Origin of the sequence: Pseudoalteromonas prydzensis (genome assembly GCF_001661495.1) — a bacterium.
GTDB classification, from domain to species: domain Bacteria; phylum Pseudomonadota; class Gammaproteobacteria; order Enterobacterales; family Alteromonadaceae; genus Pseudoalteromonas; species Pseudoalteromonas prydzensis.
The window spans coordinates 221279-247209 of the sequence record NZ_BDDT01000004.1; the positions used below are offsets into that span (position 1 = coordinate 221279).

24 protein-coding genes are annotated in these 25931 nt (G+C 38.8%); 18 read left to right on the forward strand and 6 right to left on the reverse strand.

The features are described 5' to 3' along the window. The first annotated feature begins 138 nt into the window (after positions 1-138). The 14 genes from A7968_RS10420 to A7968_RS10485 all read left to right on the forward strand — a co-directional run bounded on the left by A7968_RS10420 (position 139) and on the right by A7968_RS10485 (position 14159). A complete protein-coding gene (locus A7968_RS10420) occupies positions 139-1110 on the forward strand; it encodes a flagellin N-terminal helical domain-containing protein (protein ID WP_064666508.1) in 972 nt (323 codons plus the stop codon). A 77-nt stretch (positions 1111-1187) separates the two neighbouring features. Next, positions 1188-1622, forward strand: a complete 435-nt coding sequence (locus A7968_RS10425; RefSeq protein WP_064666509.1) for a flagellar protein FlaG — start codon at positions 1188-1190, stop codon at positions 1620-1622. A 31-nt stretch (positions 1623-1653) separates the two neighbouring features. Next, entirely contained in the window at positions 1654-3072 is a 1419-nt protein-coding gene (fliD, locus tag A7968_RS10430; protein WP_064666510.1) for a flagellar filament capping protein FliD, read from the forward strand. Between the two features lie 29 nt (positions 3073-3101). Then, on the forward strand, positions 3102-3530 hold the full coding sequence (gene fliS, locus A7968_RS10435; RefSeq protein ID WP_064666511.1) for a flagellar export chaperone FliS: 429 nt from the start codon (positions 3102-3104) through the stop codon (positions 3528-3530). Beyond that, positions 3520-3819 (forward strand): hypothetical protein, encoded by a 300-nt coding sequence (locus A7968_RS10440; RefSeq protein ID WP_064666512.1) that lies wholly within the window; start codon positions 3520-3522, stop codon positions 3817-3819. The genes fliS and A7968_RS10440 overlap by 11 nt, the downstream gene beginning before the upstream one ends. Before the next feature lie 11 nt (positions 3820-3830). Then, positions 3831-5909, forward strand: coding sequence for a motility associated factor glycosyltransferase family protein (locus tag A7968_RS10445; RefSeq protein ID WP_064666513.1), 2079 nt, complete (start codon positions 3831-3833; stop codon positions 5907-5909). Between the two features lie 237 nt (positions 5910-6146). After that, positions 6147-7370 carry an aminotransferase class III-fold pyridoxal phosphate-dependent enzyme gene (locus tag A7968_RS10450; RefSeq protein ID WP_208855837.1) on the forward strand — a complete coding sequence of 408 codons (1224 nt, stop codon included), beginning with the start codon at positions 6147-6149 and terminating at the stop codon, positions 7368-7370. A 1-nt stretch (position 7371) separates the two neighbouring features. Then, the gene (locus A7968_RS10455; protein ID WP_064666515.1) at positions 7372-7860 is read left to right on the forward strand and encodes a GNAT family N-acetyltransferase; all 489 of its coding nucleotides are present in this window, start codon (positions 7372-7374) and stop codon (positions 7858-7860) included. A gap of 5 nt (positions 7861-7865) precedes the next feature. After that, complete coding sequence (locus A7968_RS10460; protein ID WP_227008930.1) at positions 7866-8633, forward strand: cytidylyltransferase domain-containing protein; 768 nt, start codon at positions 7866-7868, stop codon at positions 8631-8633. Position 8634: 1 nt separating this feature from the next. Next, positions 8635-9672 carry a pseudaminic acid synthase gene (gene pseI / locus A7968_RS10465; RefSeq protein ID WP_064666516.1) on the forward strand — a complete coding sequence of 346 codons (1038 nt, stop codon included), beginning with the start codon at positions 8635-8637 and terminating at the stop codon, positions 9670-9672. Between the two features lie 5 nt (positions 9673-9677). Then, positions 9678-9929, forward strand: coding sequence for a phosphopantetheine-binding protein (locus A7968_RS10470; RefSeq protein ID WP_227008923.1), 252 nt, complete (start codon positions 9678-9680; stop codon positions 9927-9929). Then, on the forward strand, positions 9916-11478 hold the full coding sequence (locus A7968_RS10475; RefSeq protein ID WP_064666518.1) for a hypothetical protein: 1563 nt from the start codon (positions 9916-9918) through the stop codon (positions 11476-11478). Before A7968_RS10470 ends, A7968_RS10475 begins: the two co-directional genes overlap by 14 nt. A gap of 4 nt (positions 11479-11482) precedes the next feature. Next, positions 11483-12991, forward strand: a complete 1509-nt coding sequence (locus A7968_RS10480; protein WP_064666519.1) for a class I adenylate-forming enzyme family protein — start codon at positions 11483-11485, stop codon at positions 12989-12991. A gap of 103 nt (positions 12992-13094) precedes the next feature. Next, a complete protein-coding gene (locus A7968_RS10485) occupies positions 13095-14159 on the forward strand; it encodes an FkbM family methyltransferase (RefSeq protein WP_064666520.1) in 1065 nt (354 codons plus the stop codon). Between the two features lie 3 nt (positions 14160-14162). Here the strand turns inward: A7968_RS10485 and A7968_RS10490 are convergent, their stop codons facing one another. The 5 genes from A7968_RS10490 to pseB are packed head-to-tail and all read right to left on the reverse strand — an operon-like array spanning position 14163 to position 19515. Continuing rightward, positions 14163-15248 (reverse strand): FkbM family methyltransferase, encoded by a 1086-nt coding sequence (locus A7968_RS10490; RefSeq protein ID WP_064666521.1) that lies wholly within the window; start codon positions 15246-15248, stop codon positions 14163-14165. Between the two features lie 3 nt (positions 15249-15251). Then, positions 15252-16400 (reverse strand): Gfo/Idh/MocA family protein, encoded by a 1149-nt coding sequence (locus A7968_RS10495; RefSeq protein ID WP_064666522.1) that lies wholly within the window; start codon positions 16398-16400, stop codon positions 15252-15254. Between the two features lie 60 nt (positions 16401-16460). Further along, positions 16461-17345, reverse strand: a complete 885-nt coding sequence (locus A7968_RS10500; protein ID WP_064666523.1) for an aldo/keto reductase — start codon at positions 17343-17345, stop codon at positions 16461-16463. Next, on the reverse strand, positions 17342-18505 hold the full coding sequence (gene pseC / locus A7968_RS10505; protein ID WP_064666524.1) for a UDP-4-amino-4,6-dideoxy-N-acetyl-beta-L-altrosamine transaminase: 1164 nt from the start codon (positions 18503-18505) through the stop codon (positions 17342-17344). Before pseC ends, A7968_RS10500 begins: the two co-directional genes overlap by 4 nt. 8 nt (positions 18506-18513) lie before the next feature. Beyond that, positions 18514-19515 carry a UDP-N-acetylglucosamine 4,6-dehydratase (inverting) gene (gene pseB, locus A7968_RS10510; RefSeq protein ID WP_064666525.1) on the reverse strand — a complete coding sequence of 334 codons (1002 nt, stop codon included), beginning with the start codon at positions 19513-19515 and terminating at the stop codon, positions 18514-18516. A 196-nt stretch (positions 19516-19711) separates the two neighbouring features. Here pseB and A7968_RS10515 point away from each other — a divergent pair, with 196 nt between their 5' ends. Both A7968_RS10515 and A7968_RS10520 read left to right on the forward strand, forming a co-directional pair. After that, positions 19712-20497 (forward strand): flagellin N-terminal helical domain-containing protein, encoded by a 786-nt coding sequence (locus A7968_RS10515; RefSeq protein ID WP_064666526.1) that lies wholly within the window; start codon positions 19712-19714, stop codon positions 20495-20497. A gap of 162 nt (positions 20498-20659) precedes the next feature. Then, positions 20660-22096, forward strand: coding sequence for a sigma-54 dependent transcriptional regulator (locus tag A7968_RS10520; RefSeq protein ID WP_064666527.1), 1437 nt, complete (start codon positions 20660-20662; stop codon positions 22094-22096). Positions 22097-22498: 402 nt separating this feature from the next. Here A7968_RS10520 and A7968_RS10525 read toward each other — a convergent pair whose 3' ends face one another. Continuing rightward, complete coding sequence (locus A7968_RS10525; RefSeq protein WP_064666528.1) at positions 22499-23086, reverse strand: DNA-3-methyladenine glycosylase I; 588 nt, start codon at positions 23084-23086, stop codon at positions 22499-22501. Between the two features lie 140 nt (positions 23087-23226). Between A7968_RS10525 and A7968_RS10530 the strand changes: the two genes are divergently transcribed. Both A7968_RS10530 and A7968_RS10535 read left to right on the forward strand, forming a co-directional pair. After that, positions 23227-24336 carry a sensor histidine kinase gene (locus A7968_RS10530; RefSeq protein ID WP_064666529.1) on the forward strand — a complete coding sequence of 370 codons (1110 nt, stop codon included), beginning with the start codon at positions 23227-23229 and terminating at the stop codon, positions 24334-24336. Continuing rightward, positions 24333-25790, forward strand: a complete 1458-nt coding sequence (locus tag A7968_RS10535) for a sigma-54-dependent transcriptional regulator (RefSeq protein ID WP_064666530.1) — start codon at positions 24333-24335, stop codon at positions 25788-25790. The genes A7968_RS10530 and A7968_RS10535 overlap by 4 nt, the downstream gene beginning before the upstream one ends. Positions 25791-25931: the final 141 nt, after the last annotated feature.

Consider the following 25931-nt stretch of genomic DNA (forward strand, 5'->3'; position numbering starts at 1 on the left):
TACAAATAAAGCTAAAGCTTTCGCTTTATCAGACGATAACTGATTTAGAGAACTACAGATCTAGGACTCTATGTCGACTTAATAACTGGGTAGGGGTATCTCGTTATTAAGTTATAAAATGATAAAGCGGAGGCTAATATGGCTATCTATGTAAATACTAATGTGAGTTCACTGAACGCACAGCGGCAATTAATGAAATCAGGTAATCAGCTAGATACATCCTTTCAACGTCTATCATCAGGCTTACGCATTAATAGTGCAAAAGATGACAGTGCTGGTATGCAGATCTCGAATCGCTTAACCGGTCAAGTTAATGGTTTGAATCAAGGTAATCGTAATGCTAATGACGGCATATCACTTGCTCAAACGGCTGAGGGCGCTCTGGACGAAGTAACAACAATGTTTCAGCGAGTTCGTACTCTTGCTCAGCAAGCAACGAATGGTTCAAATACTGATGAAGATCGCCTAGCGATTCAAGAAGAAATAAGATCATTAGCTGCTGAGGTTAATCGTGTTGCTGAAGATACTACCTTTGGTGGTCAAAACTTACTAGATGGGACTTATGATGCTAAGTTCCAAGTTGGTGCTGATGCGGTGCAAACAATTGGTTTCAGTATGCAAAATGTAGGTGGTACAGCGACAACTAATAGCATATCTACAAATGGTGGATTTACGCTTTCCGGTATAGCTGGTGTTGCGAGTGCTGTAGGTGGTAAAGGTTTAACCACGCTTGCAGCTGGTGTGTCTGACATTGCAGGCTCTGCAATTGGTGCAACAAGCGATTTTGCTACTAAGTTTACGGAAACAGGCATTAGTGTTTCATCACAAACAAATGCACAATATGTTTTAGCTGGTATGGATGCAATGATTGCAGTTGTTGATAAGAAACGTGCAGAGTTAGGTGCGGTGCAAAACAGATTCCAGTCAACCATTCGAAACCAAGCAAATATTGCTGAAAACTTGTCTGCGGCACGCTCGCGTATTCAAGATACAGATTTTGCTCAAGAGACAGCTAACTTAACTAAGATGCAGATACTGCAGCAAGCAAGTAGTTCAATTCTAAGTCAAGCAAACCAGCGTCCACAAGTAGCATTATCGTTACTAGGCTAGGCGGTTTATTAGGTCATTATTGGGATATTGTCTCAATAATGACTTATACTTTGTTTGTATTTTGAAGGAGAGCTATCATGGCTGACTTAGGTGGAATAATTAAATCGAGTGAAAACTTTACCGCTAATTCATCTTTTACAAATAAAAATGAGTTAAATGAATCAAGTAAAAAAGCAGTTGTTGAGCAGGCAGGTATAAAAACTGCTGATAGAGAGCCTGTATTTGTTGATGACAGCAAGCAACTTGATTCTGAAAATGAAAGAAAAGCACTGATTGATGAAGTGAAAGAAAATTTAGAGAAATTAAATAAGTATATTCCCGTTACTTCAACAAATTTGAAGTTTGAATTTGATGAACAAGGGGATCCACCAATAATCAAAGTATTTGATAAAACCAGCGAAGAAGTTATTCGCGAAATTCCAACTGAAGAGTTTAGAGAAGTTGCTAAAGCTTTAGATGAATTTGCCGATAAACTTACTAATAAAGGTTTGTTATTTAATCAAACAGTATAATATTTTTTGGAACAGATAGTAGGAGAGAGGTATGCCACTTATAACATCCGCAGGTATTGGATCTGGGTTGGACCTTGAAAGTATCATTCAGGCAACTGTTGATGCCGAAAATGTTCCAAAAATGAATGCCTTTGCAAAAAAAGATAAGTCACTAGAGGTTGAGATATCATCAATCGGAGAGATCAAGTCTGCGTTATCCAAGCTACAAGACACAATAAAAAAGCTAGCAGATCCTGATAACTTCAATAAACGCATTGCTAATATCACTCAACCAACAAGTGATGACGGTGATCTTGTCTCAGTTACTCCAACAAAAGATATTACGCCTGGTAATTTTAAAATTGAAGTTTTAGCACTGGCTCAGGGGAGTCGTGCAACCTCAAACGACGCTGTACCTCCTTTATTTTCTTCTACTGACGATGTAGTTACTGCTTCTGGAGGCACCTTATCATTTGCTGCTGGGGACAAAAGCTTTGATCTAACTCTCGATGCGGGTGCAACATTAGCTGATTTACGTGATGCAATTAATGACTCCGATGATAATTTTGGCGTAACAGCAAATATAATAAACACAGGTACAGAGTCAAAGTTGGTACTTACTTCGAGTGTGAGTGGTGCTGGTAATGACTTGGTAATCACCAATGATAATGCTGAGCTTGATAATGTATCTACTGATGCTAATGGAGGAGCTTCTGGTAGTGGTGGTATTGGTATAACAGCTGGAAATGAAGCAAAAAGCGCAGTAATTAAAGTTGATGGTATTGAAATTACTAATGACACAAATACGTTTAAAGATGCAGTGCAAGATATGACTATTACTGCTAAGCGTGAAAGTGTAGATGGAGAAACAGCAAAATTAGCTGTTAGCTATGACCGAGAAAGTGTTACAACATTAATCGATGAATTTATTGCTAATTATAACAATGCAATAGGGCAGTTAGGCTTGCAATCAAGAGTTGGTAAACCTTTAAATAGTGATGCAACCATTCGTACTTTGAGCTCGCAGATGGTCAATATGCTTTCTAAAAATTTAACTGATGCAGGGCCGTTTACAAGTATTTTCGATATTGGTTTGGGTGTTGATAAGAAAGGTTACCTAGAAAAATCAAGTTTAGTCCGTAGTTTAAATACAGCAATGGATGAGAACTTTGACAATATTGGCAAGGCCTTTGCAGGTGAAAATGGGGTTGCTAAACAGTTCGAATCTTTTTTAGATAATTACGTAAGTTCAAAAGGAATATTGAAACAACGAGAAGACAATCTAAACACTCAGGTCACTGATCTGGAAGATGATGTACTAAAGCATGAATTTAGAATGACCGAACTAGAAGGTAGGCTTAGAAAGCAATATGCGGGCTTGGATGTGTTACTGGCGCAAATGCAGTCTACACAACAATACTTAGGAGCGCAGCTTGCAAGTTTGCCTGGATTTACAAAAAACAAATCATAAATAAATTTTGATTTAAAAGGGTTTTAACTATGTATAACGCCAAAGTGAAAAATTATCAGAAAGAAGCACTCAAAACTCGCGTTGCCGGTGCTGATCGTTATGAAATTATTCAAATGTTAATGGCTGGTGCAATTGAAAAGATGGTGCTATCTAGAGTTGCAATTGAAAAAAAACACTTTGAAGCAAAAAGTGAACACTTATCTAAAGCATCAGCAATTATAGAGGCTTTACGTAGCTGCTTAGATTTTGAGTTGGGCGGTGAAGTGACTGAAAATTTATACGCGCTATATTCGTATATGATTGATCGCCTTATTGATGCTAGTATCAAAAATGATCCTGAAATTGTCACGGAAGTTTCTAACTTATTAAAAGAGATAAAATCTGCTTGGGATGCAATCCCACATGACGTTAGAGAGCAAACTCTTCGGGACAATGGTGCTGATGCTAATGTCGGATGAGCGTTTAGTAGACATAGAAAAGCAAATTAAAACTACTGAGCAGTTATTGGATACGAGTGATTTTGAAGTATTGGCAGAAGCTGTTGCAAATTTAGAGCTTGCCATTAGAACGTTTTTTGAAGACACACATCTTTTAGATAATTCAGATCTACCTGCTTATCAAAAAATATATGATACATTCTCTCTGTTAATACTAAAGGTCGAAGTAAAAAGAAAGGAGCTTGGAGAGGAATTAGGTAATCATTTAAGCACAAAGAAAAAGCTCAATGTTTATAAAAGTATCAAATAGGTCAGTTAAAGATGGCAAATAATCAGTCAGTAGAAGAACAGTTAGAATTACTTTCAAGTAAAATTGATGACACATTGACGCAGCAACGAAGAGAACAAGAGTTTGCGAATGTAGCAAATTTAAAGTTTGAAGAAAACCTTCTCGCTTTTAAAAAATATTTTCCTGATATTTTTGAAAAGTTTCAAAAATATGAACCAAACGAACAGTTTCAATTTATTTTAAATGATAATGGCACTGCTAATATTATTGACTATGACACTCAGGTACCTATGTACTCTGAAGATCCCATCAAACAAGCTATTGAACAAGTTAATAATAATATTAAGTCGCCAATTCTGGGCAAAACAGATCACTCGGCAGTTTCCGCAATCCAAAACCCCTTAGATTTTATCCATATTGATTTAATGAATAAAATGGGGGAAGTGTTTGGCGAAGCTAAGGCAAATTTACGAGATAATAGTTGTTTAGAAGAGAAGTTACCAAGTTTGATGCTGTTTGGAATTGGCTTAGGTTATCATTTACCAGAGTTAATCGAGAAGCGAGAAATCAGTTTTATTAATATTATTGAGCCAAATGAAGATTATTTTTTTGCAAGTTTATTTGTAGCTGACTGGAAAAATATTTTAGAAAGTATAGATAATAATGGAAGCTTCCTTTATTTGGGAGTCGGCATGTCCGAAGATGAGGTATTCAAAAATATTTATGATCGAAGTCGAAATATAGGTATCGCTTCGGTAAGTTATACTTGGTTTTATCAACATTACCCATCCCAAAAAATGAATAAATGGATTGATGAGTTTAAGGTGAACTTCCATCAATTTTTTACTGGCTTCGGTTTCTTTGATGATGCAATGATGGGGATAGCTCATACTCTTGGTAATTTAGATAATGAATTTAACCTAATGAGTGTGCAAAAGCCGATGAAGCATGAGATGGCTGACTTTCCTGTAGTCATTATTGCTAATGGACCTTCTCTTGATCAAGAAATTGAATTCTTACAGCAAATACAAGATAAGGTTGTTATTTTTTCTTGTAATTCAGCATCTACAGCTTTAGTTAAAAAAGGGATCATACCTGATTTTCATGTCGCTTTAGAAAGAACAGAAATGACATATGACTTTTTAAGGGATTTTTTACCTAAAGAAGCACGTCAAAAAATGAATTTATTGGTCACAAATGTTATGCATCCAAAGGTGGCTAGTTTGTTTCCATGGACAGGTTATGGATTAAAAGGAAATGAATCTGCTACTCAATTAGTACATTTATCGCAATTTATTAATCGAAAACCAATCACTGAAATACTTTCGTATTGTAATCCATTGGTGGGAAATACAGCGTTGAGTTATGCATGCCATCTTGGTTTTAAGAATATCTATCTCTTTGGGGTAGATAATGGTTATGTTGATGAAGATTACCATCATTCTAAATCTAGCTTTTATTATAATAAAGAAGGTCAAGTAGAGCATAAACCATTAAAAATCGGTAAGCAGATTGCACTTCCAGGTAATTTTGTTCCTACAATACTTACTGATGAGTTTATGAGTGTGGGTAACATCCAAATGGAAAAGCTTATAAATTCATTTAAAAACGAAGGCATTAATTTTTATAACTGTAGTAACGGTGCGAAAATTAAAGGTGCAACGCCTCTTCATTCTGACTACATTTATTTAGAACCGACTTCATTGGATAAATCAAATGTAGTTGAATATGTGAAAGAGCATCGCTTTTCTACAAGAGTTCAACTTAGCGAAGTTGAAGCTTTACTACATTTTGAAGAGTTTACTGAGTTCTGTAAAACAATGGCTGAGATATTAAAAGAAAATACGGAAATTCGTTCTGATGCTCTTAATAATCTGTTAAAAAGTGTTCGTTATCTGTACTCATTTAAAAATTCCGCGAAATATTTAAACGTATTTTTGTTGTTTGAAGGTGAAGTTCTTTATACAGCTTCTTTGTTAGTATCTTTACTTTATAACTATGGAGATGAAACGGAAATTTTAGAATATTATAACAAAGCACTTAATTGCTGGATTTCCTTTATTGAAAGTGCTCCTGACTATTACAAAGAAAATGTACGATTATGTAAATAGAGATACTTTAAAAAGAATTTTATCTTTATATTTAATCGTTTGACGATGAAAATCTTGGGCTTGATATATTTATTGCTAGAGTCAGATACTTAAATATATCAAGTGGATTATGCATTCCCTTCATCAGAAGAATTAAAGATTATGACCGCAAAAAATATAACAAGCAGCATCGCTCTTCAAAAAAGGGCTAAAAGTATCATTCCTGGCTTAACTCAATTACTTTCTAAGCGACCAGATATGTTTAGCACCGATATTTGGCCAGGGTATTTTTCTAAATCAAAAGGATGCCACGTTTGGGATCTTGATGATAATGAGTACCTCGATATGTCTATTTCTGGTATTGGTGCAAATATACTCGGTTACGCAGTTGATGAAGTTGATGATGAAGTTATTAACTCTATCCGCAATGGTGTGAGTTCAAGCTTAAATTGCCCAGAAGACGTGGAGCTTGCTGAGAAGTTATTAGAATTACACCCTTGGTCAGAACAAGTAAGATATGCCCGCTGCGGTGGTGAAGCGATGACTGTTGCAGTTCGTATTGCCCGTGCGGCAACCGGTAAAGATAAAATTGCTTTTAGTGGTTACCATGGATGGCACGATTGGTACTTATCAGCCAATGTGACGAGTAATAGTAATCTTAACGACCATTTAATTCCTGGCCTTTCACCTAAAGGTGTTCCAAAAGCGCTAGCCGGGACAGCATTACCTTTTCCTTTTAACGATATAGAAGCCTTAGAAAAGTTAGTAGCTGAAAATGGTAATGAACTGGCCGCGATCGTGATGGAGCCAATGAGAAATTTTGCCCCATCTGAAGAATACTGGCAAAAAGTTGAGGCAATTGCTGCGAAATTAAATATTCCATTAATTATTGATGAAATATCTATGGGTTTTAGGATCAACTGTGGCGGCTCGCATTTAAAGCTTGGTATTAACCCTGACATTGCTGTTTTCTCTAAGGCTATGGCTAATGGTTACGCTATGGCTGCTGTCATTGGAAAATCTAAATGGATGGATGCAGCTCAAACGAGTTTTATATCTAGCACCATGTGGACTGAACGAGTAGGGCCAACAGCTGCATTAGCAACTATTAACTATTATGAAAAACACCAAGTACATGATCATTTAGCTGCAATAGGTGCAAAAATTAAGGATGGTTGGCTGAGTTTAGCGCAAAAGCATGGCCTTGAAATTCATGTTTCTGGTATTGATGCCCTTTGCCACTTTAGCTTAAAGAATGAAAACTTTTTGACGCTTAAATCTTACTTTATTGAGAAAATGTTAGAGCAAGGTGTGTTAGCAACTAATATGTTTTACTGCATGTATGCGCACAAAGAACACCACGTTGAGACTTATTTAAAAGCGGTTGATAATGCGTTTTCGGCCATAGCCGATTCGATTGAAAATCCTGAGTTACTGGCACATGTTATTCCATCAACGTCAGGCTTTAAAAGGCTGAATTAAGATGAACTTACTGACTTGTGATAGGTTTAAACTAAGATACCTTGAAGCAGCTGATGCATCTACTAAGTATTTAAACTGGTTAAATTCAGAAGTAAGCCAATTTATCCTGAATAAGCCTGAGTCTAAAAGTCGCCTCGTCACATACATTGAAGAACAGCATGCAGATGCAGATGTCTATTTCTATGGTATTTTTACACTTGATAATGATGATCATATTGGAAATATTAAGTTTATCATCAAAGGAAAAAGTCGCGATTGTGTTGAAATGGGTATTCTGATTGGTGAAAAAGCGTGGCATGGCAAAGGTGTTGCAAAGGAAGTAATAGAATGTTTTGCAAGCCATGCAAAACAGCAATTAGGTATTACTAAAATGCAGCTTGGTGTTGATTCTGCCAATACAGCCGCAGTTTCTGCTTATTATAAAATAGGTTTTAAAGTTGTTGATGATGGTCGAAATGACGGCGGTCTTACCATGCTATGGGAGTTTTAAATTTGTTGGGTGCTTTAAAGGATCAGCTCGTTACTAAGCTTCTACACAAAGATTTCTATATTGTTATTCAAGCTAGAATGACTTCATCTCGTTTACCTAAAAAGGTAATGTTGCCTCTTGGAACAAAACCTGTATTAGAAGTGATGCTTGAAAGATTGGCTCCTTTCAAAGAGAAAATCATTATTGCGACAACAGATGATGGAACTCAGCGACCGATCACTGAGTTGTGTGAACGAGTGGGTGTGAAATACGTTGAAGGTGACACTAACAATGTATTAAGTCGCTATTACCTAGCTGCACAGTCTGTAAATGCAAACTCGGATACTGTGATTGTTCGCTGTACCAGTGATTGTCCTCTCATTGATTTAACTGAGACTGCACGTGTTATAGAGCACTTTTATAGTGTGCGCAGTGAGTATGATTATATTTCGGCTGGACCTCATTGTGGTTTCCCTAATGGCTTTGATACAGAAGTGTTTACTTTTGAGGCGCTTAAATCAGCCTTTGAATGCGCAACAGAAGATTTTGAAAAAGAACATATGACGCAATATATTTGCAGAAATATGAAAGTGGCTGACTATAAGAACGTCGATGATTTCAGTCATTGGCGTTTAACTTTAGATGAGCCCGCTGATTATGAGTTAATTAAAGCCATTTATAGCTTGTTTGATTACCGTACTGATTTCACATTTGATGAATTAAAACAAATGCTAAGCTCTCATCCTGATATACTTAAGATCAATGAGCACGTAGAACAAGTTCAAGTTGGGTAATATGTTTAAGAAAGAATTTAAAATAGCTGATACATGGGTAGGGCACGATCACCCTTGTTATATCATCGCTGAAATGTCAGCTAACCATGGTCAATGTTTAAATAAAGCTAAAGAGTTAGTTCATGCTGCTCATGAAGCCGGTGCTGATGCGATTAAGCTACAAACTTATACCGCTGATACTTTAACCATGGATTGTAAACTTCCTCACTTTGAAGCGACGGGTCCATGGCAAGGTCAGTACTTACATGATTTATACAAGACAGCCTATATGCCTTGGGATTTTCATGCGGAACTGTTTGAACTATCAACAAAACTTGGACTTACTTGTTTTTCATCACCATTTGATAAATCGGCGGTAGATTTATTAGCACAGTTTGATACACCAGCCTATAAAATTGCTTCACCTGAACTAATTGACCACCAATTAATTCGTGATGTAGCCGCTACTGGTAAACCCGTTATTATGTCTACAGGTGGTGCGACGTTAGTTGAAATTGCTGAGGCGGTAAAAGTCGCGGAAGATGCAGGTGTTACTGAGCTTGCATTGATGAAGTGTACAAGCACTTATCCTGCTCCTGCAGAGACTATTAATTTACGAACTATCCCTCATATGCAACAGGCCTTTGAGTGTCCGGTTGGTTTATCTGATCATACACTGGGAAATGATGTGCCATTGGCTTCAGTTGCCGTAGGTGCATGTATGATAGAAAAGCACTTTGTATTGGACAAAACAGATAATACTGCGGATAGCTTTTTTTCAATGACGCCATCGGAGCTTAAGGCCCTTGTACATGGCGTAAGACAAATTGAAAAAGCACTGGGCAAAGTTGATTATCCATCCGTTGCCTCAAAAGCACGTCGCTGTGTATACATTATCAAAGATATTAAAGCTGGAGAGCAGCTTAGTCCTGAGCATTTAAGACAAATGCGTCCAGGGGGCGGCGAAATTATGCCAAAAGAGCTGCCAAACCTTATTGGACGAACAGTTAATAAAGAATTGCGTTGTGGCACTCAATTGTCTTGGAGTGACCTAAAGTGAGCGATATGAAACAAGCCTTAATCCAATCGGTTCAGCAATTTTTATTAGAACGCGGCGTATTTGTTGAAGATGCTGACATTGCTGAGTATGACTTTGTAGCTGCAGGGGCGTTAGACTCATTTGAGATACTGAGCCTTATTATGAGCCTAGAAACGGAATATGGCCTTGCTGTTCCTCCAGAGTTAATGGTCGACAGTGAAAATGCAAAAGTAGGAAATTTAGCCACTGCGTTAGTGAAGTTAAATGATAGCAATTAGAGTCGATACACTATGTGGCTTGGGTCACTTTATGCGTTGTAAATGGCTCGCGTTAGAGTTGCAATGCTTAGGTGAAGAGGTTGTTTTTTTAGTCGATACACAATTGTCGGATCATTTAACTAAAGAACTCGGAAATATACATTTATTACCCTATGCAAAAACACAGATAGAAGATGCGGCAAACTGTGTTCAGCTTTTCAACGAGCAACAACTCATAATTGATAAGTTACTTATTGATAGCTATCGTTTTGATATTGAATGGGAATCAGAGATGGCAAAACATGTGCCATCGATTATTGCGGTTGATGATCTTGAAAGGGAGCATTTAGCAGAGCTGGTTATCGATAGTAAATGGAATGCTGAAGAGACTTCATCACGCTATCAAAGTACTGCACTTGAATCACAAAACTTTTTACTTGGTCCTGATTTTTCGATGTTGTCTATGGCTTATCGAAACTGCGCGCAAACAGAACGCTCAAATAAAGAGCTTATGTTTTCTCTTGGTGGTGGTGGCGACTGGGAAAAGCTTATTGGAATTATCCAGTTAATTCTTGAAACAGCGCCTGAATATAAAGTTAATCTAATTATAGGCCCTAATGCTACATCGGTTACTCAGCTACATGAGTTAGCTTTAGGTAACTCACAATTAAATTTAATTGAAGCGCCTAGTTGTTTAGCCAAATACTATAAAAGTTGCACTTTGTTTATTGGCGCTTTAGGCACATCCTTGTATGAGCTGGCCGCGACTAAAACCCCTGCGTTAACGTTCTCGATTGCAAAGAGTCAAGAAAATCAACTAGCTGCGTTAGATGATTTGGGGCATTATTTCCATATCGCAAACTTAATAGACTATCCGCCAGAACAGGTTTTAAAGCTAATTTTGGCAATGCTACAAAATATAGATCGCATCCACCTAATGCGTGAAAATGTTGCTGTAAAAATTGATGGTGAAGGTGCAAGTCGTGTTGCAAAGTTAATTGCTTCTGAGCTTACTTCTAGCCAAATTACTCAAGCCAATAGCAATCTAATTGAAAGCCAGCATCAGTATTTAACCGACACTATCACGTTAAGACGAGTGGTTGATCAAGACATAAACCGCTATTTGGCAGCGAGAAACTTACCTAACAATGCTTGGCGAATGACGATTACAAAAGATATTGATCAACTTGATCATTATTGTTGGTGGTTTGCTAATCGTCGCGACTCTTATGTTATGGAAGTCAAAGGCAAGCCGTTACTTTATGTTTGGCATCAATTATATAAAATAGAACAGCAAAATTATTTGATTGGTGGCTGGTTTGCAGCAAGTGACGATGTCAATTTTGCCCATGCTCAACTAGTATTAGATTGGCAACTAAAAGAGACTGAGCAAACATACCCAGATGCAATGTGGGTAGCGGTTATTAATAAAGAAAATAAGTTTGTAAATTTGCTTAATCAGCGAGCAGGATTTAAATCCATTGAAAAGGATGCGAAGAAAATGGCAGTGACTAAACATTTATTTCCATATGCTTCGATTGATGATTTTAACTTTGTAGGAAAAGGGTGAGTAGGTGGATAAAGGTATTTACGAATTATTTGCTACGAATGTCGCTAACACTCCCACTAAGATAGCTGTTGTTTATCAACAGCAAAGCGTAACGTATGATGAATTAAATCAGCAAGTTATTAAGCTTACTAGCCATTTTTTAAAACAAGGTGTTACGCAAGGCCAACGTGTCGCAATATTTGCACCAAACGGTATTGAATTTATCGTTTCGCTACTGGCAATCGCTAAATTAGGTTTAGCCGCAGTACCGTTACCTGTTAGCTTAAAAGGCCTTGCTCTGACCGTTGCTCTTAAGAAAACCCCCGTTGCTAAGGTGATTGCTTGGCCAACCATTAGCAAGTCACTTCTTGCAGATAATCTTATTGAAGCTGAAAATTTAATTACATTAGGTCAAAGTGTTGCTAATGAAACAAATTGGCTTTGTGTTCAACAAGCTGAAGCAGAATGCTTTTTTACTGATGCGATTGATACGCAATCACCTTACATATTAACCATGACTTCCGGTTCAACAGGTCAACCAAAGCCAATAGTTTTAAGCCAAGCATGTAAAGTAAATAGAGCATTTGATGCGACCATAAATTACTACGGATTAACGTCCGATGACGTTATTCTCGTAGCGACTCCTATGTACCACTCACTAGCTCAGCGCGGTGTGTTAATGCCTTTGATGCTTGGTGCGACAACGGTTGTATTACCAAAGTTTAATTTGAAGTTATGGCTACAAGCAATTGAGCAGCATAAAGTGAGTTTTCTATTTGCAGTTTCATCTCAATTAGTTAGCTTAATTCAAAATGGTGTTGAAGGGCATGACTTGAGCTCTTTACGCTGCCTAGTATCCTCTTCGGCTGTATTAGATAAAGAGAGTAAACAAAGCTTACTTACTTTGTTAAGTTGCCGCTTACACGAGTGTTACGGTGCTTCTGAGGTAGGCGTTGTGACTGATTTCGCTGTATCAGAACACCCTGAATTGAGCGGTAGTGTTGGCAAAGCTTTACCATTTGTAACTGTAAAAATTACCGATGAGCATGGCCAAGAGTTAGCTGCAACTGAAGTTGGAGAAATTTGTTGTAAAACAACAACAGGGTTTAGCGGATATCATAAATTACCGGAAAAAACGCGAGAAGCTTATTTCCTTGGGGACTTTTTCAAAACGGGTGATTTAGGTTACCTTGATGAGCAAGGCTATTTATATTATGTCGGCCGTAAAAAAGAGTTGATCTCGAGCGGTGGAATCAATGTTTACCCTCAAGATATTGAAGCCGTAATAAAAATGCATCCAGACATCGAAGATTGCGTCGCTTTTTCAATTCCAGACCCTCAGTTTGGTGAGGTAATAAAAGTTGTTTATACGGCGCTCTCGTCGTCAGTAAATGAAACAGAATTAAAGAAACTGTGTTTACAGCAATTGACCGATTATCAACAGCCTAGAGTGTTAGAGCAGATTGATAGTTTTGAAAGAAGTAGTTTAGGCAAAATTCTTCGTCAGTTGGTTAAAGAAAAATATTTACAATAGCCTAGTGCATAGCGAATTCTTTTAAGCCGAAGCTTATATTTGAATTAAGTACTTATATCGATTCTGGCAGGATAATAATTTTAAATGAGATGGATGGAATTTTATGAACGCAAATTTTCTACAAAAGTATTTTGAGAAGAGTACAAGACGTTATATTTTCGGAGCCACCTCTGAAGCTGAAGTATTAATAGAGCTCCATAAGATTAATGACCTAGAAGTTATTGCAGTTATAGATAACTTTTATCAGCAAGAGTTTTTTGCGGGTCTGCCTTGTATCAAACTAAATCAAGTTCCCGAAGATGCTTTCATTGTCTCAGCTGTAACAAATAGTAGACCTGTGGACGTAAATTATTTACTTGTAAAGCACAAATTGAATTACTGCGACTATTTCTATTTCTATCGCAACTCTGGCTTTGAATGCCCCAAAATAGAGTTTTGGGAAGGTGCTGTTAGTCATTGGGAAAGCAATCAAGAACATTACAATGAGGTTAAAAGTTGGTTTGAAGATGATTGCTCTGTAAATACTTTTGAGTCAGTAGTTAATTTTCGCAATAAATATGACTTAAGCTTTATGAGCGAATTTAAGTTTGATATTACAAATATGTATATCGAACCTTTCATAATTCCATTTGGGGAGCAGAGCGTATTTTTTGATTTAGGTGCTTTTGATGGTAGTGATTCAGAGCGATTTTTAAGGAACTGTCCATCGGGAAAGGCATACCTTTTTGAACCTATACCGAGTCAAACTGCAATCCTTAAAACAAAGTACCAACACAACAAAGCTATTCAGGTCGTTCCGGTTGCTGTGGGAAGTATAAATAAGACTGTCAATTTTTCATTATCAGGAACATCTTCAAAAGTTGTTGAACCAGGCCAAAATGAAGATGTAATTTCAGTAAAACAAATTAGCATCGATGATTTTTGCATTGAAAATAAAATCTCGCCTAATTATGTGAAAATGGATGTTGAAGGTGTTGAATTAGATGTGCTTCATGGTATGGAAAATACTATTTTAAGATATAAGCCTAAGTTGGCAATTAGTGTTTATCATCGGGCAGAACATTTGATATCAGTTCCACAGTACTTGAAAAAGTTATGCCCTGAATACAAGTTCTATTTGAGACATTACACCCAAGGCTATAGTGAAACAGTTCTATTTGCTGTGTAGTAATTATGTTTTTGGAATTGCGTATAATATTATTTCCAAACCAAAATCCCCATGACAATGAAGTTTGTACTCATAATTAGGATTGTAGCTTTCTATTTGTTGAGCTATTTGCCAAAGGTGCTCAGGTTCATGATAGACGGAAATAGCGAGTAGGGGAGATTGGTGTGTTATGATTTCTTTCGCTCCCTTTAAGGCTTGAGGCTCTGCGCCCTCGATATCCATTTTAATAAAATTAACCGCAGAGGCTATGCTGGTATCATCCAGCGCTATAACAGGCAGAAGTTGATTGTTCTCTGTGATTTGCTGCGAGTCAGCAAACTTGCCTTGTGAAAGGTCTGCACTGAAGCTCAGTATCGTATTTTCTTCCCATACACCACAAGGAAATAAATAAGTCTTAATACCTTGAGAGACTAATTCTTTCGCTGTTTTGTTTAATAAGTGGAAGTTCTTTGGATCAGGCTCAAAACACTGCATTGTGTTTAACTGTATATCTGCTTCTTTTAATACTTGTGCTGCACTTGCAAGTGTATCGCCGATATATGAACCGCAATCAATAAAATTAATCCCATTTTTCCAAAGAGGAAGTTTCAGTAACCAAGGTGGAAAGTATTGGATTTGCCAGTCATTTTCAACATAGCTTTCGCTTGAGGGTGAGCTGCGAAATGCGATGATATCATCAAGACACTTTTTGCTCTCATTATCGCTTAGCCTTCCTTTAAGCCAAGCTAACTGTTCTTTGTCGTTCTCAGTGCTAGAGATTAGTTTTGTTCGGAAATCTTTTGAAATAAAACGTTCTAAAACGTATGGATAGCTATTAATAATTTCATTCATGTTTAGGCATTCTTGAACACCGATTCCGAGTAGTTCCTGCTTAATAGCTTCACTTGTACAAGATACCGATACAAGCATGGTTACATTTTTATTGGCAATATTGTCAGGTTTGTAAATTGGACAGCCTTGGTACTCAGTTTCTTGCGTGTATAAATCGACAAAAAATTCTATTTTAATTCCATGCTCTGAAAGTGCATGATAGATTTTTTGCCCATTACCACCGGCGCCATAGATTGCTATAGGAAGGTTATTCATCATAATCTAATTACCTCTTTTAAGCTTTATCCACTGCGCTGACTCAACTGATTCTTGCGCTGCTTTAAATAAGTTTAAGCCGTCTTTTGCTTGCTCTAAGCCAAATACATAGTCATTTTTTTTGTCTGTACCAGCTAAGTAACAGCAAAGTTCTTCGTAAATATCTGTATATAAATTAGAAAAAGCTTCAACAAATCCGGTTGGGTGACCCGGCTTCATTCTGTTATATCTAAATTGGTTAGCATATTCACACTGTCCGGCTCTATCTAAGATTTCTCTGCGACCGTCATTGTAATTTAACTCTAATTCATCAGGGTTTAGTTGGAACCAACGAGCGCTTCCTTTGTCACCGTATATTCTGATTTGAAGTCCATTACGGTGGCCAATAGCTGTTTTTGACATCCACATACTACCTTTTACGTTATTTGGGTAGTTCAGCAACATATTTACATCATCAATTAAATTTGGGTATTGAGAATGGTTAGTAAATTGTGCGATTGTTTCTGTTGGCTCCATTTCAAGTAAGTATGTTGATAGGTGGTGTAAATGCACTCCTAAATCCAAGCAGATGGTTGGCACTTCAAAATCTTTTAAACGCCATGCTTGTGGCATCGATGGTTTACCTGCAATATCTGGCGGCCTTCTGAATCCTTCTTGTGGCATTTCAAGGTGAATTTTTTGGATGGTGCCAAGAGCACCTTGCTTTACCAGGTGCTTCAACTCTCTCACCATCGCATAACCACTGTAGTTGTATGTAACGGCTAGAAAGTGTTTATTTTTATCGTAGCAGGCTTCAATTTCAGCGACTTCAGCAGGGCCAGTAACAAGGGCTTTTTCGCAAATTATAGGCAAATTCGCCTTCAGAAGCTTGGTTATTACTTCAATATGGTGAGGTGTTGGTGTCAGTATAACGAATGCATCAACATGGTCTTTCTCGTGCTCTACAAGCTCTTGCCAATTGTTGTATAAATGCTTTTCTGAAACTCCCCATCTCTGCGCTGTTGCACTATTTTCATCGGGATTTCTTGAAAAGGCACCTGCAATAACTGCAAACTTGTTATCGAGTTGACTTGCGGCGAAGTGAACATAGCCTACAGCTGAGTTATTGCCACCGCCAATAAAGGCAAGTTTTAATTGTTTATTGTTGTCATTCATATATATCTGCCTTTTTTGATCATAGCCATTTATCGGCAATCAATCATTTTTCTAAACTATTTATAGTTGCCAATTTGCTGGATTGGTGAGTCTTGGATCATTAACAGTCATTTCTTTGAGCACTTCGTGAGAGATTTGGATGCTGCCCTGATAGGCTTCTAAAATTTGCTCTAACTCTGACTCTGTATTCACCCCGACAACAACTTTATCTATCTCATCTTCTTTTAAAGCATATGCAAGGCTAAGTGTTAGTGCCGACACATCAAGATGCTGCGCTAACTGATGAAATGATAATAAATGTTGCTTCCAAGGTTTAAAGTAACTAGCTAACTCATTGATGGGCATTAATAACAAGCCCTGTAAAAAACAAGATCTAGCGTGCACTTGTGTCTTGTTTTTACTTAGTAATGAAAGAGCACCAGTGTACTTAAAGTATGTATCAAATGCATTATAAGGTATTTGCACAAGGTTAATTTCACTTAGTTGCTTGAAGCTTTCGAGCTCCGCACCGGAATACAAAGAAACACCTTTACTCGCTAATTGATTTTCTAATTGTCGTTGTTTTAAACACGCTAAAACGGGCGCTACGCCTTGTTTCTCAATGTCGCTTGCTTGGTGAAATAGGATTGCGCTTAGCTTTTGAGTTTTAAAATCTGAAAAACATTGGTCAATTAACGCAATGTAATGGTCTGCGTCCTGATTAGAAAATTGCTCTTTTTGTAGAGGAGGTAACTTAGTAACTAAGTTAAAGCTGTCATTAATCGAAGGGTAGGATGCCAATACTTGGTGACTCTCACCGTAACCGAGCGCTGTATCTAAGGTCGTAATGCCAGCGTCTTTTGCAATATCTAAAATGGCATGGGCCTTGGCAATGCTTGGTTGACCAAGCTTATTACTGACACCGTAGTTTAAGCCAAATTGCACTGTGCCTAAAGCGAGCTTCATACTAAACCAATCAATGTATTAATAACAAATTGCTGCTCGTCTGCTGTCATAGTTGGATGCAGAGGAATAGTAACCGCCTGTTTGTAGTATGCTTCCGCATTAGGAAAATCACCGTCCGAAAAGCCTAAAGCCTGATAATAAGGCTGTAAATGGATCGGTATATAATGCAAGTGAGCAATAATTCCTTGCTCGCGCATGCCTGTAATAACGGACTTGTGTTTTTCTATGTTACATTGCGTTAAACGAACAATATATAAATGATAGCTAGAGTAACAATCATCTGATTGTGTTAAATGAGCTACTGTCGAATTTGCAAACGCATGGTTATATGTTGTTGCAATGTCGTTTCGCACTGATACAAAGTTATCTAGCTGCTTTAACTGACTTAGCCCCAAAGCGGCTTGCATGTCAGTCATTCTATAATTAAAACCCAGTTCTAACTGTTGGTAATACCAAGGGCCGTGGCTCGGCTCAGTCATTTCATCGGGATTATTAGTAATGCCATGACTGCGCAAGCGTTTCATGCTTTTATCAAGTACTTCGCAATTTGTGACAGCCATTCCACCTTCAGCGGAAGTGATTATTTTAACTGGGTGGAAGCTAAACACAGTAATATCAGAATAGTCACAGCTGCCCACTGGCTTGGCTTTATACTTTGCTCCAATGGCATGAGAGGCATCTTCAATGACCTTAAAATTATACTCTTTTGCAAGCTCATTTATCGCTGCCATATCACACGATTGCCCTGCTAAATGGACAGGGATAACCACTTTAGGCAGTTTGTTACGTTTCTTTGCCAATACTAATTTTTTAGCGAGTGCAGTAGCTGCCATGTTGCCGGTTTCTAGGTCAATATCAACAAAGTCGATACTTGCTCCACAATACAATGCACAGTTACTTGATGCGACAAATGAGATTGGTGAAGTCCATACGATGTCACCTTCACCTACACCCAAAGCAAGACAAGCAATATGTAAGGCTGAAGTGGCGCTATTGGTTGCACAGGCGTAGTTTACACCGCAATACTTAGCAATGGCACTTTCAAATGCTGGAACAGCAGGCCCTTGCGTTAACCAATCAGATTTTAATACATCAACAACCGCATCAATGTCACTTTGTGAAATACTTTGCTTACCGTAAGGAATAACTTTATTTTTCATAGTCGTGTTTACAACAAAGCTTGCACATTAAAGTCTTTTATTTCTTTAAGAGTCATATAGTGTGGGTTACTTAAAGAGTTATATTCAAAACCTTGTTTTACTTTCTTGCCTTTTTCACCCAATGCATTAACAGTATAATCATTGCTACGGCTGCTAAATTTAATTCCAGGAGCAATCACAAAGTGATCGTTATATTCGTAGGTTTCAAAGCATAAATCGGCAGGACACATAACTTCATGAAGTTTTTCACCTGGGCGGATACCAATAACTTTAATGGGTAAATCAGGCGCCATCGCTTTGGCAAGATCAATAATGCGAATTGAAGGTATTTTAGGAACGAAAATTTCACCGCCTAGCATTCGTTCAAAGTTTGTCAGTACAAAATCAACACCTTGTTGCAGGCTTATCCAAAAGCGCGTCATTTCTTCATGAGTAATGGGAATGTGGTCGCGGCCTTGAACGATAAACTTTTGAAAAATAGGTACCACCGAGCCACGTGAGCAAACAACGTTACCGTATCGCACTACAGAAAAAGTGGTTTTATGACCACCTGCAATATTATTTGCTGCAACAAATAGCTTATCTGAAGCAAGCTTTGTCGCACCATATAAGTTTATTGGGTTAGCTGCTTTATCAGTCGAGAGTGCAATTACTTTTTCAACATTGTTATCAAGGGCTGCATCAATCACGTTTTCAGCACCATTAATATTAGTCTTGATACATTCCATCGGGTTATATTCAGCCGCAGGTACTTGCTTAAGAGCAGCAGCGTGAATTACATAGTTGACGCCGCGCATTGCCCGTCGTAGCCTGTCTTTATCTCGGACATCACCGATAAAATAACGCATGCAAGGTTGGTCAAAGTCTTGTTGCATTTCAAATTGTTTTAGCTCATCGCGTGAAAAAATAATAATCTTTTTAGGATTATATCGTTCAAGCAAGGTTTTTACGTATTTCTTACCGAATGATCCGGTACCACCGGTAATTAGAATCGTTTTATTATCGAACATAGTGTTACCCAAGTTGTTTATCATTGGCGCTTATAAATACGCATTGTGAGAATTTTGACACATTTCTCAGTAATTTAACTATTAACAAGGTGACTAGCAAGCTCAGTGCCAAGTTAATTTAGTTTAAACATGGTACAAAGTACAAAATTTGGCAAATTAAGCTATAATTTAAACAATCAGTGTGTCGGAGCCTGTTATGAAAATTCAATCACCTTCAAATAGCTTTTTAAACCAAACTCAACAAACTTCAAATAAGCTTGCTGAACAGTTAGCTGCGGGTAAAAAAGTAAATTCTGCGGCGGATGATGCCGCGGCTTTGCAAATCATCGATCGATTAACCTCACAACAAGATGGTTATGGGCAAGCTGCTCGCAATGCTTACGATGGTATTTCATACTCGCAAGCAACAGAGTCAAGTTTATCTGGGGTTAATGATGCAGTCTCGCGCATACGTGAGCTTTCTATTCAAGCGGGCAGCGGAGCCCTTAACGATAGTGACCGTGCTGCATTACAAGAAGAAGTGGGGCAGTTACAAAGTCAAATCACTGAGACGTTTGAAAATGCTTCTTTTGGCGGTAAACCATTGTTTGATGGTCAACCGGTTTCGTTTCAAGTAGGGGCTGATGCCAATACCACGCAAACAATTACACCTTCGGATGGTAGCTTTGCGTCAGTAATATCAACGATTGATATCTCTACGCAAGCGGGGGCACAAGCTGCTATTGATATTAGTGGCCAAGCGTCGGAGGAAATTAACGCCCAACGTGCTGAGTTAGGCGCGTTTCAAAATACATTAGCGAGCACTATTAAAGGACTGGGTACGCAGCAAGAGAATATTGCCGCGAGCCAAAGTCGTATTCAAGATACAGATTATGCTCAGGCGGTTTCTCAGCAAGTATCAAATGACATTTTAGCGCAAGCGTCTATTGCACTAAGAGGCCAAGCAAATCAATCCGCAGAATCTATTTTAGGCTTACTTTAATATTAATGATACAACAGTAATTATTAAGTATTACTTACAATTAGCTCAGCGTCTGTTTTTTGGCATCTATGTCAAAAAACTGCCGCTTTGTGCTTGCATCCCTGTCAAACTCGCTTACAATTTAAATTATTAATAGCTGTAGTAACTGTGGTTCGCTAAATAATGATCTTGATCTTAGATAATAATAATAATCGTGCGATTGGTTTACATGCTGCGCTAACATTTATTGGTGAAGCTGTTCAGTTGCTTGCCGATACAAATATTGACCAAGAATGTGAAAAGTACCAAAAACAATCATGTATGGTAATACTTGGCGCTCTGCAAAACTCAGATCATGAAAGCCTGATCAAACGTTATCCCACATTACCTTTCTTGCTAATTGGTGAAACGCTTAAACCACTATTAAGTATTGCTAATGTTGTAGGCCTTATTTGTGAGCCGTTTAATCATGATGTCACCACCCAATTAATACATGACTGCCAACAATATCAGCGTATGCTGCCAAGTGATCATAAACACCATAAACCGCATAAGACGTTTGACGGTTTAGTTGGTGAAACAGAAGCGGTTAAAGATGTACGCTTTTTGATAGAGCAAGTGGCGAAAACAGATGCCAATGTATTGATTTTAGGTGAATCGGGCACTGGTAAAGAGGTGGTTGCCCGTAATGTTCATTTACTGTCAAAGCGCAATTCAGGGCCGTTTGTGCCAGTAAATTGTGGTGCTATTCCTGCGGAGTTACTTGAAAGTGAATTATTCGGTCATGAAAAAGGCGCGTTTACAGGGGCTATTTCTGCACGTAAGGGGCGTTTTGAACTCGCTCAAGGTGGCACGCTATTTTTAGATGAAATAGGTGATATGCCGCTGCAAATGCAAGTTAAGCTGTTACGTGTATTGCAAGAGCGTAGTTATGAGCGAGTTGGTGGCACGAAAGCTATTCAGGCTGATGTACGGGTCATTGCGGCAACGCATCGTGACCTTGAACAGATGATAGAGCAGGGTAGTTTTCGCGAAGATTTATATTATCGACTCAACGTTTTCCCTATTGAAAACCCCTCGCTTGCAGAGCGCGCTGATGATATTCCATTATTATTAAAAGAGTTAATGCGCCGCATTAGTGAGCAAAGTGGTACAACCGCTAAATTCACTGAGCGTGCTATTGATAGCCTTAAAGAACATACCTGGCCGGGTAATATTCGTGAATTAGCTAATTTAGTTGAGCGGATGGTGATCATGCTACCAGATAAAGTGGTTGATATTCCTGATCTGCCAGCTAAATACCGATATATTGAAGTTGAAGCTTACGAGCCTGAATACCCTGAAGAGCTACTCGAGCGTGATGCGTTTAATGATATTTTTAGTACCGGCTTTAGTGATTATGAAGATGAGCCCGAAGATGAAGCGCTGCAAACCTCACCTGAGCTGCTTCCAGAAGAAGGTATCGAGCTTAAGGATTATTTAGCAGAGCTGGAAATTAGTTTAATCACCCAAGCACTCGAGCGATATGATTATGTGGTTGCCCGCGCCGCGGAAATACTCGGAGTACGGCGCACAACGCTCGTCGAAAAAATGAAAAAATATAACCTATCACGAGATTAACAGCTAAGAGCAGATTTTAGGCAAAAATTAACCAAGCACGATGGTGATTACACTTTTAGAGTGACCCATAGGTGTTAAGCTTGCTGACGCGCACACCGTCTTTAATTCGGGGTGTGCTGAGGTGAATAAATCACCTTTTGCATAAATATAAGACAATGAGGGTAAATGAGAAGAAAAAAGCCACGGGCTTCGAGCGATGAGCTTCGAATACCCCAAAATCTAACACCTTTATTTTTACCTCATAAGCGCAGCGCACTCTTAACCTCTTTGTGAATAATTTCTTAAAACCAATTTGCACAAAGAGCAGTGAATGAGAGCAAATAAGCAGATAAAATATGCCCCTTTAGTCATGAATTCGCTAGCTTTTAGATTTTCTAGCACCTAGCACCTAGCACCTTTCATCTAATACTTCTCAATAATCTCTGCTTTACGAAAACAATCGTTACTGTGATCGTTAACCATGCCACACGCCTGCATATGAGCGTACACTGTGGTTGGCCCTAAAAATTTAAAGCCTCGCTTTTTTAAGTCTTTAGCAAATGCTGTGGAGGCCTCGGTAATTGCGGGGTAGTCACCGAGCTGTTCTAAATCATTCACTATTGGCTTATTGCCAACAAACTGCCATTGATAGTTACTAAAGCTGCCAAACTCTTGTTGGATCTCAAGAAAACGCTTTGCGTTATTAATAGTCGCTGCAATTTTTAAGCGGTTGCGAACGATCCCTTCATCAAGCATTAAGCGATCAATATCTTGGTCGCTCATTTGTGCGACTTTTATAACATCAAAATTTAAAAATGCGCGTCGATAGCCAGCTCGTTTTTTTAAAATGGTGTACCAACTTAACCCTGCTTGTGCTGATTCAAGGGTAATAAACTCAAAAAGTGTTTGATCATCATAAACCGGTATTCCCCACTCATCGTCATGATAGGCGACATAGTCATCTTTGCTGGTATCGAGCCAAGGGCAACGACATAGCTTTGTTGAGTTCATAATTAAGTCCTTTCTCTAAATAAACCGTTCGTCATTTTTCTGTCGCGCTTAAAATACGCTAACCAAATGAAAATATTGATAATAATTGTTGGTACAATTTGTGCATTTAGCTAGTTAGATCCCGTAAACGAGAATGCATTATGGCTTTAGCTAATGTCTTAAAACCACAATTTATCACAGCTACTCAGTATAACCCATGCTTACTGCAAGAAGAGTATATTGGTGAATTAAGTGAATTACGCCAACAAGCGAGTTGGTTAAGCCACTTAGTTGATACCATGCCAGCAGGCGTTATTGTGCTTGATGGTCGCGGTATGATCGCAAAAGCTAATCAAATCGCTATTGATATGTTGGGCGAACCACTTGAAGGTGAAAAGTGGTTTAGTGTGATCCAACGCTCGTTTCGGCCACAACAAGATGATGGTCATGAAGTATCACTTAAAGATGGTCGTCTTATAAAGTTAGAAATAAATGCATTAACGCCCGAGCCCGGGCAATTGATCTTAATGACCGATTTGACTGAAACCCGCCGTTTGCAAACGCGAGTTGCGCACATGCAACGTTTAAGTGCGCTTGGGAAAATGGTGGCGTCACTTGCGCATCAAGTTCGCACACCACTGTCTGCCGCTATGTTATACGCCGCAAACTTAGGTTCTAAACGTTTACCGGAAAGCTCGCGAGGGAATTTTCATACCAAACTGATGTCGCGCTTAAGAGATCTTGAAACCCAAGTAAACGATATGTTGTTATTTGCTAAAAGTGGCGACCAACAGGTAGTTGAACGTGTCTCGATGCAGCAGTTGTTAAGTGAAGTTAAAACTGGCGCCGATGCCATGATGGCACTTAATAACAGTGAACTTGAAGTGAGCTTACCGGAACCAGACATCGAAATTATGGGCAACAAAACAGCCCTTGCCAGTGCGATACAAAACCTCATTCATAATAGTATTCAAGTCATAGGATCACAAGCACATGTGCAGCTAAGCGCGCAACGTGATGATGAGATTGAGTTGGTACGCATAACCGTCAGCGATAATGGCCCTGGTGTTGATTTAAGCCAAGCAGAGAAATTATTTGAACCGTTTTTTACTACTCGAAGCCAAGGCACAGGCTTGGGTTTAGCCGTGGTCAGTTCAGTGGCGAATGCACATCAAGGACGGGTTGAAGTAACTAATAATGCCGCAGGCGGAGCAAGTTTCAGCTTACTGTTGCCTATTTATGCAGAGTCTAAATCAGTGGAGGCACTATGAACAACACGATTTTAGTCGTCGAAGATGATGCAGGGCTACGTGAAGCCCTAATAGATACGTTAGAAATGTCAGGCATTGATTGTGTCGCAGCCGATAGCGCTGAGCAAGCGATGGTACTGCTGAAAAAAGAGTCGTTTTCATTAGTCGTCAGTGATGTGCAAATGGGCGCGATGAGTGGCCTTGATTTATTGCGCAGTATTAACCTGAATCATCCAGATCTGCCCGTATTAATGATGACTGCGTATGCGACTATCGATGATGCGGTGGAGGCGATGCGCCTCGGTGCCATTGATTATATGGCTAAACCATTTGCACCTGAAGTGCTGCTTAATATGGTCAGTCGTTATTTACCAGAGCCAGAAAAAGAAACCGATGGTCCGATAGTTGCCGATCCAAGCAGTATTCAGCTACTGGAACTTGCTAGTCGTGTTGCTAAATCAGACGCCAGTGTCATGGTGCTTGGCCCCAGTGGTTCAGGTAAGGAAGTACTCGCACGCTTTATTCATGATAAATCAGATCGCGCAGAGCAGCCATTCGTTGCTATTAACTGTGCTGCGATCCCTGAGAATATGCTTGAAGCTACCTTATTTGGCTATGAAAAAGGCGCGTTTACTGGTGCTATTCAAGCATGCCCAGGAAAATTTGAGCAAGCTCAAGGCGGCACCATTTTACTCGATGAAATCACTGAGATGGAGTTAGGGCTGCAAGCTAAGTTATTACGTGTCCTCCAAGAGCGCGAAGTGGAGCGTTTAGGCGGGCGTAAAACCATTAAACTTGATGTGCGAATTTTGGCAACCAGTAATCGAGATCTAAAAGAAGCGGTAGCGAAGCATCAATTTAGAGAAGATTTGTATTATCGTTTAAACGTATTTCCGTTAATGTGGCGACCTCTATGCCAACGTCCGGGCGATATTGTTGTACTAGCAAAGCATTTAATTGAACGTCATCTAAATAAAAGTAAAGAGCCAATAGCACAATTGAGTACGGCTGCTGAGCAAAAGTTATTAGCCCACACTTGGCCTGGCAATGTACGCGAACTTGATAATGTGATCCAACGCGCATTGATATTACGCCATGGTGATGTGATTGATGAGCAAGCTATTTTTATTGAAAACTTAACTGAAGCGCCATTAACCACGGCTTTATCTGAAAATCTAACCGTGGTTAATTCAGCTACAACCAGTTCTCCGACCAACGATGCATATTATGACGTGCAAGCACCCACTATAAAAGCGAGCACAGAGCGCACCCCATTTGAAGGGGAACTGCCAAGTTTAGATTCCGGTAGTTATAAAGATGAGCTCAAAGACAAAGAGCACCGTATTATTTTAGAAACTCTTAATCGTTGCCAAGGAAAACGTAAAGATGTTGCTGAGACACTCGGCATTAGTCCGCGCACACTACGCTACAAGTTAGCTCAAATGCGAGACTTAGGGATCGCGTTACCTGCTTAAACCGCAACTTACCTCTAAGCTTACGCTCAGCCGTGCTGAGCGTAAGCTTGTCAAAACTCTGACTATCAAATAAAACCACCAACCAATTGATATAAAAGGATTTATTTGTTGGCATGTTTTGTGCTTTATTAAGTTATTAGT

Excerpts from the sequence above, each read along its gene's own strand:
- A7968_RS10420 (WP_064666508.1), top strand. The coding sequence starts at position 139 with ATGGCTATCTATGTAAATACTAATGTGAGTTCACTGAACGCACAGCGG.
- A7968_RS10425 (WP_064666509.1), top strand. The coding sequence starts at position 1,188 with ATGGCTGACTTAGGTGGAATAATTAAATCGAGTGAAAACTTTACCGCT.
- fliD (WP_064666510.1), top strand. The coding sequence starts at position 1,654 with ATGCCACTTATAACATCCGCAGGTATTGGATCTGGGTTGGACCTTGAA.
- fliS (WP_064666511.1), top strand. The coding sequence starts at position 3,102 with ATGTATAACGCCAAAGTGAAAAATTATCAGAAAGAAGCACTCAAAACT.
- A7968_RS10440 (WP_064666512.1), top strand. The coding sequence starts at position 3,520 with ATGTCGGATGAGCGTTTAGTAGACATAGAAAAGCAAATTAAAACTACT.
- A7968_RS10445 (WP_064666513.1), top strand. The coding sequence starts at position 3,831 with ATGGCAAATAATCAGTCAGTAGAAGAACAGTTAGAATTACTTTCAAGT.
- A7968_RS10450 (WP_208855837.1), top strand. The coding sequence starts at position 6,147 with ATGTTTAGCACCGATATTTGGCCAGGGTATTTTTCTAAATCAAAAGGA.
- A7968_RS10455 (WP_064666515.1), top strand. The coding sequence starts at position 7,372 with ATGAACTTACTGACTTGTGATAGGTTTAAACTAAGATACCTTGAAGCA.
- pseI (WP_064666516.1), top strand. The coding sequence starts at position 8,635 with ATGTTTAAGAAAGAATTTAAAATAGCTGATACATGGGTAGGGCACGAT.
- A7968_RS10470 (WP_227008923.1), top strand. The coding sequence starts at position 9,678 with ATGAAACAAGCCTTAATCCAATCGGTTCAGCAATTTTTATTAGAACGC.
- A7968_RS10475 (WP_064666518.1), top strand. The coding sequence starts at position 9,916 with ATGATAGCAATTAGAGTCGATACACTATGTGGCTTGGGTCACTTTATG.
- A7968_RS10485 (WP_064666520.1), top strand. The coding sequence starts at position 13,095 with ATGAACGCAAATTTTCTACAAAAGTATTTTGAGAAGAGTACAAGACGT.
- A7968_RS10490 (WP_064666521.1), bottom strand. The coding sequence starts at position 15,248 with ATGATGAATAACCTTCCTATAGCAATCTATGGCGCCGGTGGTAATGGG.
- A7968_RS10495 (WP_064666522.1), bottom strand. The coding sequence starts at position 16,400 with ATGAATGACAACAATAAACAATTAAAACTTGCCTTTATTGGCGGTGGC.
- A7968_RS10500 (WP_064666523.1), bottom strand. The coding sequence starts at position 17,345 with ATGAAGCTCGCTTTAGGCACAGTGCAATTTGGCTTAAACTACGGTGTC.
- pseC (WP_064666524.1), bottom strand. The coding sequence starts at position 18,505 with ATGAAAAATAAAGTTATTCCTTACGGTAAGCAAAGTATTTCACAAAGT.
- pseB (WP_064666525.1), bottom strand. The coding sequence starts at position 19,515 with ATGTTCGATAATAAAACGATTCTAATTACCGGTGGTACCGGATCATTC.
- A7968_RS10515 (WP_064666526.1), top strand. The coding sequence starts at position 19,712 with ATGAAAATTCAATCACCTTCAAATAGCTTTTTAAACCAAACTCAACAA.
- A7968_RS10520 (WP_064666527.1), top strand. The coding sequence starts at position 20,660 with ATGATCTTGATCTTAGATAATAATAATAATCGTGCGATTGGTTTACAT.
- A7968_RS10525 (WP_064666528.1), bottom strand. The coding sequence starts at position 23,086 with ATGAACTCAACAAAGCTATGTCGTTGCCCTTGGCTCGATACCAGCAAA.
- A7968_RS10530 (WP_064666529.1), top strand. The coding sequence starts at position 23,227 with ATGGCTTTAGCTAATGTCTTAAAACCACAATTTATCACAGCTACTCAG.
- A7968_RS10535 (WP_064666530.1), top strand. The coding sequence starts at position 24,333 with ATGAACAACACGATTTTAGTCGTCGAAGATGATGCAGGGCTACGTGAA.